This window comes from Actinokineospora diospyrosa (assembly GCF_024171925.1).
Taxonomy (GTDB): Bacteria; Actinomycetota; Actinomycetes; order Mycobacteriales; family Pseudonocardiaceae; genus Actinokineospora; species Actinokineospora diospyrosa.
Window position 1 is genome coordinate 123,499 of the sequence record NZ_JAMTCO010000019.1, and the last position, 13,296, is coordinate 136,794.

Sequence of the window (13,296 nt, forward strand, 5' to 3'; positions counted from 1 at the left end):
CCAACCGGGCGAAGCCGCATATTCGACACAGTTTGTAGGCTGCCGCTACCGAAGGCTGGCTACACGCGGAGGTGCTGTCGCATAGGTAGGCACCCGCACTGTCGTAGAGGTCTGCCACGCTGTGCGGATGACGGTGGAGACGCTCTTCAGTGGCGGTCATCTCGATGCTCACTTGGTTGATCTTCAGCGTCAGATCACCCAGCACCTCAACACCCAGGGGTATAAGTCGATGCTGGCCACCCCCGAACCCGAGACCGTGGCGCGCTTGCCGCGTTGGTGTCATTGAGGTGCCCTCGACTGGACCGTGACGACGCCCGACTGCTGCTGGTCAGCGAAGAGCCAAGGCGCTACCACGAGTTCGGCGAGATGCAGGAGCGGCGCGTTGCCATATACACCTTGGCTGTCCCGATCATGCGGAGTTCTTCGGGATCAGTCCGCGTGAGGCGGTGGCGACGGACCCGCAGCAGCGATTGTTGTTGGAGACTGCGTGGGAGGTGATCGAGCGGGCCGGGGTCTCTTCGACGACGTTGCGGGATTCCGCGACTGGGGTGTTTGTGGGCGCTTTCTCCCAGGACTATGGGCCGCGGGCGCGGGATCTGGGTGAGAACCCGAACAGGTACTTGTTCACTGGGCGTACGTTGAGTGTCGCGTCGGGTCGGATTTCCTACACCTTGGGTCTGCGCGGGCCTGCGGTGACGGTTGATACGGCGTGTTCGTCGTCGCTGATGGCGGTGCATCTGGCTTCGGAGGCGTTGCGTTCCGGGCAGTGTTCGCTGGCGTTGGCCGGTGGTACGACGGTGATGCCCACGCCGAGTCTGGTGGTCGACTACTGCCAGCAGGGTGTGTTGGCGCCTGACGGTCGGTCCAAGGCGTTCGCGGCGTCGGCGGATGGGTTCGGTCTCGGTGAGGGCGCGGGGATGTTGTTGCTGGCGCGGTTGTCCGACGCCGAGGCGCTGGGCTATCCCGTGCTCGCGGTGGTCCGTGGGTCGGCCGTCAACCAGGACGGTGCCAGCACCGGTTTGACGGTTCCCGATGGCGCCGCGCAGGAGCAGGTGATCCGCCAGGCGTTGGCCGATGCCCGGCTCGCCACCTCCGATGTGGACGTGGTGGAGGCGCACGGCACCGGGACCAGTGTGGGCGACCCGGTCGAGATCGGGGCGCTGGTGGCGACCTACGGTCGCGGCAGGCCGCAGGAGCGGCCGGTGTGGGTGGGGTCCGTCAAGACGAACATCGGCCATACCCAGGCCGCCGCGGGCGTAGCTGGGGTGATCAAGATGGTGATGGCCATGCGGCACGGTGTGCTGCCGAGAACCCTGCACGCCGGGGAGCCGTCGTCGGCTGTCGACTGGGACTCCAGCGGTGTCGGCTTGTTGACCGAGTCGCGCCCGTGGCCTGATCTCGAACACCCGCGTCGCGCGGGGGTGTGCTCATACGGCATCAGCGGCACCAACGTCCACATCGTCCTCGAACAGGCGCCCGCAGCGACATCCGGCGGGTCAGCCGCGCACACGCCCTCGCACCTGATGCCATGGGTGATGTCGGCGACCAGTGCTCAGGCGCTTCGGGCGCAGGCGGCCCGGCTGCTGGAACACCTCGATGCCCACCCCGACGCGCACCCGATGGACGTCGGTTTCTCGCTGGCGACCGGGCGGACCCGGTTCGAGCACCGCGGTGTGGTCTTGGCCCGCGCCCGCGAAGGCTTCGTGCGGGGCGTGGACGCCTTGGCGCGCGGCGAGTCCGCACCCGACGTGGTGTGGGCGACGGCATTGCCGGGTGCCAGTGCGGTGTTCGTCTTTCCCGGGCAGGGTTCGCAGTGGGCGGGGATGACGCTGGAGCTGCTGGACACCGCGCCGGTGTTCGCCCGACGTATACGTGAGTGCGCCGAAGCGTTGGCTCCCCATGTGGAGTGGTCGCTGCTGGATGTGCTGAAGGCGGCCCCTGACGCGCCCGACCTGGACCGGGTCGATGTGGTGCAGCCGGTGTTGTTCGCGATGCTGGTCAGCCTGGCCGAGTTGTGGCGCTCCCGTGGTGTGGAGCCGGTGGCGGTGGTCGGGCACAGCCAGGGCGAGGTCGCCGCGGCGTGTGTCGCGGGGGCGTTGTCGCTGGCGGACGCGGCGAAGGTGGTGGCGTTGCGCAGCCGGGCATTGGTCCCCCTGGCAGGCAGCGGCGGGATGGCGGTGACCTCGATGACCGCCGAGGACGCGCGGCTGCGCCTGCGTCGCTGGGGCGGACGTCTGGTGATCGCGGCGGTCAACGGCCCGAACACCGTCGTCGTCTCCGGTGATACCGCTTCCCTGGACGAGTGGGTGACCGGGTGCGAGGCCGATGGCGTGTGGGTGCGCCGTGTCGCTGTGGACTACGCCGCGCACTCCCCGCAGGTGGAGGCCAGCGGCGAACGGTTGCGGGCCGGACTGGCCGACATCTCCCCGCGCCCCTCCGAGATCCCGTTCTACTCGACGGTCACCGGCGAGCAGACCGACACCGGTGACCTGGGCGCCGACTACTGGTACCGGAACCTGCGTCAGACCGTCTGCTTCGAGCCGGCCGTCCGCGCGCTGGTGGCGGCCGGTCACCGGATCATGCCGGGGTGTGGGGGTTGGTCCGATCGGCGCAAACCGAGAACCCCGATCGCTTCGCGCTGCTCGACTCCGACAATCACGCGGACTCTCGCGCCGCGCTGTCCGCTGCGGTCGCCTCGGGCGAACCCCAGCTTGTGGTGCGCGAAGGAGTCGCCTACGTCCCCCGGCTGATGCCCGCCGCGTCGACCGCCACACTGGTGCCCCCATCGGACATCGAGCCGTGGCGGCTGACCACCTCGGCACCGGGAGCCTTCGACAGCCTCGCTCTCGTACCAGCGCCCGAGTCGGCCATGCCACTGGGTCCGGGGCAGATCCGCGTCGCGGTCCGGGCCGCGGGCGTGAACTTCCGCGACCTCGCGGTCGCCCTCGGACTGGTCCCGACCGACTCGCAGTGGCCGTTCATCGGTCTGGAGGGCACCGGAATCGTCGTGGGTAGCCAGTTCACCCCTGGCGATCGCGTCACGGGCATGATCGATTCCGGCGCGTTCGGCCCGTTACCGTCATGGACGAGCGGCTGCTGGCGTCGATGCCCGCTGGGTGGTCCTTCGAGCAGGCCGCCTCGGTTCCGTGTGCCTTCCTCACGGCCTATTTCGGTCTCATCGACCTCGCCGACCTGCGCCCCGGCGAGTCCGTGCTGATCCACGCCGCCGCGGGCGGGGTGGGCATGGCGGCGGTGCAACTCGCCCGGCACCGGGGTGCCGAGGTGTTCGCCACCGCGAGCCCTGGTAAGTGGGACACCTTGCGCGCCATGGGGATCGACGACGACCACATCGCCTCCTCCAGGACCGTCGAGTTCGAGCAACGGTTCCTGGACGCGACCGGCGGTCGGGGCGTCGATGTGGTGCTGAACTCCCTGGCCCGCGAGTTCGTCGACGACCACGTACCCGGCACCCCCGGCGCCACGCGGCGAGCCGGTCCAAGCAGAACTCTGCTCGCAGAACCCATTCCAAGCGCGCGAGTGACATGGTGTCGAACACAAGCACTCTTGGCCGTGACGGGTCCGCTTCCGGCTCGACGCGGCAGAGGCAGTCGACCGGTCGTTCGAGTTCGCCCGCCTCCAGACCCCGGCGGACCAGCGCAAGTGGCAATCAACGGCCAATCGGGACGTGGGCCGTTGTCGTCGGAACGTGTGGTCTTCGTGGCGGGATCGGGTGATGGGGGCGATCGGCGGATGAGCCCGCGCGCGTGGTCGGGCCATGCTGGGCGAGTCAGGGTGTACCGATTCGCCCAGGGAGTTGACCACTGTGTCGCCGACCGCCGCGCCCACAACCGATCTGCCGATGTCGTTCTCGGTGCCGGAGCAGTTCCGGGAGATTGATTTCTCGGTGTCCGCCGAGGACAACACCAACAAGCTGCTGGATGAGTTGACCGCGTTGGATCCGAGGCCGTCGGATGAGCAGATCGCGCACGCGGTGTTGGCGCAGCAGGCGATGTACGAGATGTTGGCGGCCGCGGGCGCGGTGTGGGCGGGGATCCTGCTGTGTGCGCCGGAAGGTGAGGGGCATCTGAGTTCGATCATGTTGACGGTCACCGCGCGGCCGAGTGAGCTGGCGAACGAGCAGACGGTGCACCGGTTGGCGCGGACGATGGGGGCGATCTACCCGGACGCGGAGGTCGGGGTGGTTCGGCTGCCGTGCGGTGACGCGGTGGTGCTCACCGAGGAGGCCAAGGTCGAGAAGCCGGTCAACCTGCTGGCCGACGGTGGTGGTCCCACGCTCGTGCGGCAGATGCACGTGTTCGTCCCGATCCCGGACCGCTGTGCCATGGCCGATTTCGCGGTCGCGACGGAGAACGTTCCGCAGTGGGAGGAGTGCGTCGACATCGTCGGCGCGGTGTGCAAGACCATCGAGTTCGCCTGAACGGAGGCCAGGACGTGCGGACGCTGTACACGATCAAGGAGGGCAACGGGAACTTCCCGATGCCCAGGCTCGGCTATCAGGCGGGTGGTGACGACCAGATCGTCGCCGCGCTGCACTCCAAGCTCAACATGTTCACCGGTAGCGAGGACATGTCGCTGCGGACCTGGGGGTGGAAACCGGACGCGCTGCGCGACGAGGACCGCTACCGCATCGAGCAGCTCATCCGCGTGTACCTCTACCAGGAGGAGCGCATCCTCGCCGCCCTGCGCCGCCTCGACGCCGATCTCGCCGCGCTGCGGAAGTCGTCCGCGGAGGCGGCCGAGGCGATCGACGCCTTCACCCAGAGCCTGACCGACGGGTGGAACGCCCGGGCGGCGGAAGCGGCGGCCGAGTCGCGGAAGCTGATGGACGAGCTCGGCGAGGACGGCTGGGGCATGATGGGGATGATGGGTTCGATCGGCCCGTCCCTCGTTCAGTACACCAGCGGCGCCATCATCGACTTCGGTGACCCGGAGGTCGCCCGCAACCTCGGGACCGTCGGGTCTCTCGCCCGGGGCGGGTACTCCTTCACCTGTGACATGTGGCGGTTCAAGGACGTCGGCTACGGCCCCGACCGCATCCCGCACGACGCCCTGCGCGCGCTGGTGGACCTGGTGCTGGCGGTGCAGGCGGAGTACCAGTTGCAGTCGCTGCTGATCGACCGCGAGTTCGACCGGCTCATCGACACCCGCGGCGCCGAGTACGACTACCTGCTCGCCAAAGCCGCCGCGGAGGCCGCGGCGTCCACCGGCTGGGGCATCCTCGGCGACATCCTCGGCATCGTCTCCGCGGTCACCGGTGTGCTCGCCATGATCCCGGTGCTCGCCCCGATCATGGGCCCGGTCGCGTTGATCACCGCCGCCGGGTCGCTGGCCGCGCACACGGTAGACGCCGCGCTCAAGGGCGACTGGGACGCCGGGACCATCGCGGGCCTGGGCGCCGACCTGCTCGGGGCGATCCCGCTCGTCGGCGCCGTCGGCAAGGCCGCCAAAGCGGGCAAGCTCGCCATGAAGTCCGTCGGCAAGGTATCCGTCGCCTCCAAGGCCGCGGGCCGCGCGTTCCTCGCCGCCTCGGCCAAGTCCTCGGCCGATGTCGGCAAGATCGCGGGCTACCTCGGCCCCCGCGCGGCCAAGCTGGTCGGCGCGGGCGCGAAGCACGGCAAGACCGCCGCCAAGATCATCAAGGGCACCGTGGACCTGGCCACCCAGATCCCCACCGCCGTCGGCCTCGCCGCCGACGACGACGCGGTCGACGTAGCCGAGAACACCGCCACCGGCCTGGAAATCGGCCACGGCAGCCTCAACAAGGTCGGCGACTGGGTGGAGATGGGCGCCGAGATGTACCGCCGCAACGGCCGCACCTCCCTGCGCCGCCTCGCCGACGCCCTCACCTGACCGATCGACACCCGCGGCAGGCCGGACGCGGAAACGTGACGTGCCCGGTACACCCGAATCGGGGTTCCCGTACCGGACCGGGGAGATCGCCCCGGGTGCGCGTGCGATCACGCCGTGAGGTGGCCATGCTGTGGGACATGCTGCTTGCCACAGAACTGACACAGCCGACTGTTCACACCTTCGTCGACGCCCTGCGCGAACGGGACGAGGGGGCGTTGGCCGATGTCACCTCGGACAACTTCGTCTTCGTCGCCCCCGACCTGGGCGACGCGGGCGGCCTTCCGATGGGCGACCTCGGCGCCTTCCTGTCGGCCGAGGTCATGCTCGTGGTGACCGGGCAGAGTGAGGACGGTCTGACACTGACCGGGCTCGCGAGCTGGCGGCGACACTTCGTCGGTGTGCGGTGGACGTTCCAGGTGGAGGACGAGAAGGTAGCGGAGCTGCTCATCGCCCGCGCCTCGCTCGCGGAAGCGGATCGGGCGGAAGCCGAGTCCCAACTGCGGGAGCTGACCCACCAGGCGGGCATCGTCACCTTCGAGACGGCCCACGACAGCAACGGACGCACCCACGCCCAGGGCACACTCCGCCGCACGACGGTGGGCAGCGACCACTACCGGGTGTCGGAGTGGACGGTGGGCGCGCTCGGCGGGATCAGCTGGATCGTCACCGACGAGAAGCTGACCGACCCGGACGTCTACCGCTCGCTGCGCAGCCCGGAGTCCGGCGAGCACGACGACAGCGCGAAGTACCTCAAGATCAAGTCCCACCTCGACCTCGTCCTGGGCTGGGACGACGACTCCTACCAGAAGGCGACGGTGTCCTTCCACGGCACACCGCAGCGCTGGGACGCGGTGATGTGGCTGCCCGAGAACCTGACCCTGGTCGACAGGGCCGTGCCGTCGATGTCGGGAACGCTGACCCTGACCGGCCCCGACGGCTCGGTGGTCAGCACCGAGAAGATCACCGTGAAAGGCACCGGTACCCCTTACCCGCTGTCGTTCACCCGCGAGTTCGCCCTTGCCGACCTCCCCCTCGGCCGCTACACCCTCGCCTTCACCGACGCCGTCAAGACCGGCGGCTACCAGCCCGGATCAACCGCCTCCGACCGCGTCCACATGCAGGACCACACCATCACCTTCACCGTCGGCGCCTGATCCCACCCACGCCCGGCCGCTCTCAGCTCACCGGTCACCTGGTCGTGTGAAATCACGCGCGGTCGGCTGATCCGCGCTTGTCGTTGCGCCCCCGCCCGGCGGGGAACCGGTAGACCGTGTTCGCCGAGAACGGGAATCCGGAAAGGACATCGGGCGTGACCGAGGGAACCACCAGCACGACACAACCCAAGCGGCGCACCAGGATCGGCCTAGCGCTGGGCATCCTGATCGCCTTCACCGCCGCCTACCTGGTGATCCTGTTCACCTTCCTCGGCGCGGACGTGGGCCGCAGCCAGATCATCACCTCCGACTCCAGCACCACCGCGGACCGAGTCAGCGTGAAGGTCACGCTGTTGACCATCAACGCCGACGACAACGCCTACAAGGTCCGCGTCGACGCCCGTCCCGAGGGCCGCTACCGCAACCCCGACGGCAGCCTCGCCACCGCGCTGCGCTTCACCCTCGACGAGATCGGCGGCGACCACACCACCGAACTCGCCGAGGGCCAGTGGATGCCGCTGCGCGAGGCCACCCTCACCGCCGAGGGCGACACCTCGCTGTACCCGTTCGACGTCCACCACATCCCGCTGGAGATCGCCATCGCCGACCTCCAGGGCGACCCGGTCCCGATCACCGTCGACCTGCGCGCCGGACTGCACGACTGGAAAGCCACCGCGACACCACTGCCCGATACCCACATCGGTGACGTCCGCCTGGAGATGACCGCGTCCCGCTCCGCCCCGATCATCACCTTCGCCCTCGGCCTCATGCTGGTGCTCGTGCTGCTGGTCGTCGTCACCGTCGGCATGGTCACCCGCGCGGTGACCACCCACAAGATCGGCTTCCCCACCCTCGCCTCACTGGCCGCGCTGCTGTTCGCGATCCCAGGCATCCGCAACTCCATGCCCGACACCCCACCCGTCGGCACGCTGAGCGACTTCATCGTGTTCTTCTGGGCCCTGCTCACCGTCGCCGTCTGCATGTCGCTGGCGTCCCTGGCCTGGCTCCGCCAAGCCCGCCGCGAAACCGAAGACCCCGCGAGCTGAGCACCCGACCGGTGACTTGGTGCTGCCCGACCCATCCGGGCCGGGCAGCACCACGGCCTCAGAAGGCGACCACCGTGAACCCGGCGTCACTCCAGACGAACTTGCCCCCATCCAACTTCACCGCGGCGACATAGACCGACCGGACGTCGTTGCCGCAACTCCCGCTCGCCCCGGGGCTCACTCGGATGGAACCCGGGAAAGCGAAGAAGTTCAGCGTCGCGGACACAATGGCGGAGTTCGCATCGAAGGGGGCGCTGAACTTCACGCAGTACCGGCCGGTATCGGTACGCTTCACCTCCTCAACGTTCTTACCGCGCAACAGCTTGCCATCCTTGTCGACCACCGCGGCGTAGGACGCGTACGGCGCGACCACCGGAACATCAGCGGCGGCGGTACCCGCCGACACAACCGTCGTGAGGCCGGCCGTGGCGAGCGCCGCCACCAACGACGCGACGATTCGGGTCCTTCCCAGCATCTGACTTCCCATCTGTCGCAGGGCGGAAGCAGTCTCGACACCGCCCCTGGCTCGGACTGTTAGTGGTGTTCGATTACCGACGGGGGCCGGGTGTGCGCTCAGTTGATGACGAGGGTGAACCCGCTGTCGGCCCACGCCTTGGTGTTATCGCTGGTGCCGACGGCGAAAACGCGGGGGTCGCGGTCGCAGATGCTGCTCGGGATCGCCGGAACGGTGACGAAGCGGTCCCAGGTCAGCGCGGTGGTCGTGGGGATGACCTCGCCCGGCACAAGCCTGCTGTCGGTGAACGTGACGCAGTACTTACCCGCGTCCTTGCGCACGACCGAATCCACCCCCTTGGCCTTGAGGACAGTCCCATCGGCCTTCACCATCACCGCCGCCCGGGCATAGGGCGCGTCCACGTTGTCCGGGATCGCCGCGATAGCTGTTCCGGCCGTGAGCGCGACGACAGCCACAGCCATCGAGCCCGCGACGAGGATCTTCCTGAACATGGTTCTCCTTTGTCGGTGTTCCGGTTCCGATGGGGGCAGGAGAAGACTTCATCGAAGGACGAGAGCGGCGCCGCCTCCCACGCGGATAGACGGGCCACCTCGACCCGAGCGCACGCGTGGTCTCCACAAACGTGATTCCACGCAAGCCTTGGTGGCGCAACAGGAACGCGATAGCCCAACGGCAAGCACGCACCCCAAGCGTGGCGCCCTACCGTCTTGCGCTGGAAAACGCGTCTCCTCGACCGGCCGACAGCGGTCCCCCCACGGTGCTCACCGCGCACCCCCCGTACCGATCACCGCACGCATCCCGAACGCGCCTCCCAGCAGCCATCCACACGGATCGGCACAGCGGAACGCCCTGCCGCCGAGTCGCCAAGCAGGCATCACGGTGCCGAACCTAGCAACGCCACACGCCCGCAGCGACCCAGCACAAGACCGATCACCCGAACGAGAAACCGATTCGGATTCATCGCAACCACAGGCGAATTCATGCACCTGCGTCGAACCACGACATGTCCACCAACCACCCTCGGCGCCAGCCGCGCACCGCAGTAGCCAAGGCGGAGGACCTGTTCGCCACGTCCACACCCGACGACGAACCGACTTGGCTGGTGCGCTACGGCCAGGCACACCTTGACCGCGACGCCGGACGGGCCTTGTTCTTCCTTGCGCTCAACGGCGGCGGACATGAACAAGCACAGCGCCGACTCGACGCAGCCATCACCCGCTTCCCCGAGGGGCACTCCCGTGGCAAGGCACTGGCCAAAGCCGACCTCGCCGCCCCGATGATGGCCTGCGGCGAACCGCACGAAGCCGTTGCCCTCGGCAACGACGCCCTCGCTTCCGTCGGCTCCGTCCGCTCGGACCGGGTCAACGACGCCCTTAAGCGTCTGGCCGAGGCCGCCCGCGGACACCGGACGGTGCCGGAGGTGCGTGACCTGGCTCAACGAGTGCGACGCACTCTCCGCAGTCAGACCGGATGACGCCAGAGAATCTGGCCGGATGGTCCTAGGTGGACGGAGGTGGCGCGGTGGGCTGCTCGTCGGCCACGCTCTGGCGGTACAGCAGCTCGTAGAGATGCGCGCCCTTGATCAAGACGGACGCCTCCACAGGGAGGTCATCGTGGCTGAAGATGACCCGCAACTGGCGGATCACCGGTGTCCCGTCTGGCAGGTCCAGCGTCTCGATCTCCTCCGTCGTGGGAGGACGGGCCGAGATCCGATCGACGAAGTGTTGCTGGGGGTATCCGAGGTCGGCCAGTGCTCGGGGAGCGCCGCCGCGGATCTCTGTCGTGGCCGCCAGGCTTGTGCCCGTGGCAATCTCGGCCGGGTAGTACGAAGAGGACAGTTCCACAGGCTGGCCGTCGTGCAGTAGAAGTCTGGTGCGAACCACGGCCGCGGCTGAGGGCACCAATCGAAGGCTCTCGATGACGTCTCGGGGTGGGACGACACTTTCGACCGAGAGCAGCCTATAGCGGAACCGGCCAGACTCCGGGGCGATGTAGGCCGCAGCGTCGATCACGAACGGTCGACGGTCGCGGACGAAGACTCCCTTGCCGACGTGACTGTCGAGGAACCCTTCATCCTTCAGCGCCTTGAGCGCGTGCTGGATAGTGGCGTTCGCCGCGCCATATCGTTCGACGAGCTGCGCGGTCGACGGCAGGCGCTCACCGGGCGTCAGCTCGCCGCGCATGATCAGGTCGCGGATCTCCGCGGCGATCTGCTGGTGGCGTGGCCGTGGGTCACGAGCGGGAGGCAAGACCGGCCCCCGGGATCGTTGTCGCCGCGGTCATGGTGTCAGCTCGTAGCGCAGCCGCCGCCCCTCGGCGACCATCGTCATCACGCTTGCCTCAACGGGTCGATCCTCGTCGGTCAGCAGGACCCGGGCGAGCAGCAGCACGCAGGCCGGAGCGTCCAGTCGCAGCGCGACCTGCTCGTCCGGGGTGGCCAACCGCGCGCTGACGTCCTCGCGGAGCCGCCGGGGCGGATGGCCGAGGTCAGCCAAGAGGGCGACGGCCCCGCCACGGATCTTGCGGGGTTCGGCCAGCTTGGTACCGCGGGCGACGGACAGCGGGTAGTAGGAGTCGGTCAACTCGACCGGGTGATCGTCGAAGAACATCACGCGGCGGCGGACGATCACCGGCTCGCCAGGCTCGACGCCGAGCATGTCGGCGACCACCGCTGGCGCGGCCACCTCTTCGACGCCCAGCAGCTTCTGCGTGCCCGAACCGCCGTGCTCGGCCGCCTCAGCGACCCACGCGTCACCGCGGTGGCCGCTCACGTACGGCATCGACACGCTCGTCCACGGTCTCGCATCGGCCATCGCTCGCCTCCTCGGGTCTCGGTCGATCGTGTTCCTTCCCTAACGACCATATCCGTAGGGCAGCAGGGCGTCCTTGGTCTCCGATCAAGGACGCGGACCTTCAGCACGCGCTGCCGGACGATCTCTGCGCCGGAGCAGTGTCGGTCGGTCCTGTGATGATGGGCCGGTGAACTCAGGTGGGATCGGGCTCCCCGTCGTCCAGGCGCTGATGGACGAACTGGACGCGGCGGACAGCCTGTTGAAGCGCTCCCTCGATCTACTCGGGCGGTTCCGGTCGGCCGCGCATGACGCGGACCCGTTGTTGGCGTGCTTGTCCATCGGTGTGGAGAAGACGACCAAGTTGACCCTGGGCATGGCCGGCGTCCAGGACAGCGGCCGGTGGCCCGACAAGGCCACGATGAAGGGTTCCTGGGGGCATCAGGTCGTGTTGCTCGATCGGAAGTGCCGGGAGTACATGACCTCGCATGCTGATCGGTCCACTGTGACGCCGCTGATCCGACGGTTGCTCGACGAGGTCGCCCGCGACCATGTGCTGGCCGCAGTCCTCGAAACGCTGGATCGCTACGGCACCGAGGGCCGCTTCCACAACCTCGACGCCCTCGCGGAAAGCCCGCAGGCCAAGCCCTCACCCCGAGACCTCTGGACCAGGACGGACCTCCTCGTCTGGGAGAGCGACCCAGCGCTGCTGGCCACCGTGGGCGGCCCGGGTTTCGCACAGGCCAGGACCCAGGTGAACGGGATCATCAGCGCATCGATCACACGATGGCGGGAGCTGTACTTCCGCGCGTGGATCACCGGCGTTCTCGGAACCGATGCCCGCCAGTGGTCGGCCTACCTCGACCCCACCGCCTGATCTGGACCATGAGCAGACCGGTGCCGGTGGTGAGCGCCTGGCTTGTCACCAAGGTGAAGACGGTGCGATCAAGGTGAAGGATCAGATCACCGGTGGGTTGGGTTTCCAACAACCCATCACTACGGAAGGACCCGATGAACACCACCACCGACAGCGCCCCGGAGACGCTGCGGGCCCGCATGGTCGACACCATCCTCGCCGCGGGCCACGCCCAAACGCCCGCGGTGGAGGCCGTCCTGCGCGCGGTGCCGCGGCACCGGTTCGTGCCCGAGGCGAGCCTGGAGGACGCCTACGCCGATATCGCCGTGATCACCAAGCGCGCCGACGACGGCGCGGCGTTGAGCTGCGCGTCGGTGCCCACGGTGGTGGCGATGATGCTCGACCAGCTCGACGTGCACCCTGGGCAGCGGGTGCTGGAGATCGGCGCGGGCACCGGCTACAACGCCGCCCTGCTCGCCGAACTCGTCGGCCCCGACGGCGCCGTCACCACGATCGACATCGACGACGAGGTCACCGCCGGGGCCCGCCGCGGCCTCGACGCCACCGGCCACGAGCACGTCCGGGTGATCACCCGCGACGGCGCGCTCGGGGCCCCCGAACACGGCCCCTACGACCGCATCATCATCACCGTCGGCGCCTGGGACCTCCCGCCCACCTGGCACGACCAACTCCTCCCCGGCGGCCGGTTGGTCGTGCCGCTGCGCTGGCGCGGACAGACCCAAGCGGTCGCCTTCATCCGCGAGCAGGACCGGCTGCGCTCGGACCGCATGGACCTGTGCGGATTCGTCCCCATGATCGGCCAGGACGGCGAGAAGAACGGCACCATCACCACCGACGGGACCGTCACCCTCTACTACGACATCGACCAGCCCATCGACACCGCAGCGCTGACCGGCGTCCTCGACCAACCCCGCACCAGCGCCTGGTCCGGCATCACCATCGGCACGTCCGAACCCTTCGACGGCGTCTGGCTCACCCTCACCGCCACCGACCCCGCCACCTGCCGCATCGCCGCCACCCAGACCGCCATCGACAGCGGCCTCTGCACCCCCGCCATCAGCTCCCGCAGCCCCGCCCTCGCCGA

14 protein-coding genes and 1 pseudogene are annotated in these 13,296 nt (G+C 68.7%); 11 read left to right on the forward strand and 4 right to left on the reverse strand.

Annotated features, from left to right (window positions below; all coding sequences use genetic code 11):
- Positions 1-127: 127 nt before the first annotated feature.
- The 8 genes and pseudogenes from LV75_RS32185 to LV75_RS32215 all read left to right on the forward strand — a co-directional run bounded on the left by LV75_RS32185 (position 128) and on the right by LV75_RS32215 (position 8,071).
- Positions 128-286: a hypothetical protein gene (locus tag LV75_RS32185; protein ID WP_253891145.1), complete on the forward strand. Its 159-nt coding sequence runs from the start codon at positions 128-130 to the stop codon at positions 284-286.
- A 127-nt stretch (positions 287-413) separates the two neighbouring features.
- Positions 414-2,576, forward strand: a pseudogene (locus LV75_RS32190) (type I polyketide synthase); the annotation flags it as partial.
- A gap of 11 nt (positions 2,577-2,587) precedes the next feature.
- Positions 2,588-3,217: a SpnB-like Rossmann fold domain-containing protein gene (locus tag LV75_RS35975; RefSeq protein ID WP_504923888.1), complete on the forward strand. Its 630-nt coding sequence runs from the start codon at positions 2,588-2,590 to the stop codon at positions 3,215-3,217.
- A 26-nt stretch (positions 3,218-3,243) separates the two neighbouring features.
- Complete coding sequence (locus LV75_RS32195) at positions 3,244-3,897, forward strand: zinc-binding dehydrogenase (protein ID WP_253891158.1); 654 nt, start codon at positions 3,244-3,246, stop codon at positions 3,895-3,897.
- A complete protein-coding gene (locus LV75_RS32200) occupies positions 3,815-4,438 on the forward strand; it encodes a hypothetical protein (protein ID WP_253891159.1) in 624 nt (207 codons plus the stop codon). The genes LV75_RS32195 and LV75_RS32200 overlap by 83 nt, the downstream gene beginning before the upstream one ends.
- Before the next feature lie 14 nt (positions 4,439-4,452).
- A complete protein-coding gene (locus LV75_RS32205; RefSeq protein WP_253891147.1) occupies positions 4,453-5,871 on the forward strand; it encodes a hypothetical protein in 1,419 nt (472 codons plus the stop codon).
- Between the two features lie 137 nt (positions 5,872-6,008).
- Entirely contained in the window at positions 6,009-7,025 is a 1,017-nt protein-coding gene (locus LV75_RS32210; RefSeq protein WP_253891148.1) for a hypothetical protein, read from the forward strand.
- Between the two features lie 155 nt (positions 7,026-7,180).
- Positions 7,181-8,071 carry a DUF4436 family protein gene (locus tag LV75_RS32215; RefSeq protein ID WP_253891149.1) on the forward strand — a complete coding sequence of 297 codons (891 nt, stop codon included), beginning with the start codon at positions 7,181-7,183 and terminating at the stop codon, positions 8,069-8,071.
- 58 nt (positions 8,072-8,129) lie between these two features.
- Here LV75_RS32215 and LV75_RS32220 read toward each other — a convergent pair whose 3' ends face one another.
- Together LV75_RS32220 and LV75_RS32225 are read right to left on the reverse strand one after the other, a co-directional pair.
- Positions 8,130-8,546: a hypothetical protein gene (locus tag LV75_RS32220; protein ID WP_253891150.1), complete on the reverse strand. Its 417-nt coding sequence runs from the start codon at positions 8,544-8,546 to the stop codon at positions 8,130-8,132.
- Positions 8,547-8,644: 98 nt separating this feature from the next.
- Positions 8,645-9,037, reverse strand: coding sequence for a hypothetical protein (locus LV75_RS32225; protein ID WP_253891151.1), 393 nt, complete (start codon positions 9,035-9,037; stop codon positions 8,645-8,647).
- A gap of 512 nt (positions 9,038-9,549) precedes the next feature.
- Here LV75_RS32225 and LV75_RS32230 point away from each other — a divergent pair.
- Complete coding sequence (locus LV75_RS32230; protein WP_253891152.1) at positions 9,550-10,020, forward strand: NsdA family TPR-like regulatory protein; 471 nt, start codon at positions 9,550-9,552, stop codon at positions 10,018-10,020.
- 25 nt (positions 10,021-10,045) lie between these two features.
- Here LV75_RS32230 and LV75_RS32235 read toward each other — a convergent pair whose 3' ends face one another.
- Both LV75_RS32235 and LV75_RS32240 read right to left on the reverse strand, forming a co-directional pair.
- Positions 10,046-10,795: a GntR family transcriptional regulator gene (locus tag LV75_RS32235; protein WP_253891153.1), complete on the reverse strand. Its 750-nt coding sequence runs from the start codon at positions 10,793-10,795 to the stop codon at positions 10,046-10,048.
- Positions 10,796-10,825: 30 nt separating this feature from the next.
- Positions 10,826-11,359: a GntR family transcriptional regulator gene (locus LV75_RS32240; protein WP_253891154.1), complete on the reverse strand. Its 534-nt coding sequence runs from the start codon at positions 11,357-11,359 to the stop codon at positions 10,826-10,828.
- A gap of 166 nt (positions 11,360-11,525) precedes the next feature.
- Here LV75_RS32240 and LV75_RS32245 point away from each other — a divergent pair, with 166 nt between their 5' ends.
- Positions 11,526-12,212 carry a CotH family protein gene (locus LV75_RS32245; RefSeq protein ID WP_253891155.1) on the forward strand — a complete coding sequence of 229 codons (687 nt, stop codon included), beginning with the start codon at positions 11,526-11,528 and terminating at the stop codon, positions 12,210-12,212.
- Positions 12,213-12,346: 134 nt separating this feature from the next.
- On the forward strand, positions 12,347-13,296 hold a 950-nt coding region (fxlM, locus tag LV75_RS32250; RefSeq protein WP_253891156.1), incomplete at its 3' end, for a methyltransferase, FxLD system.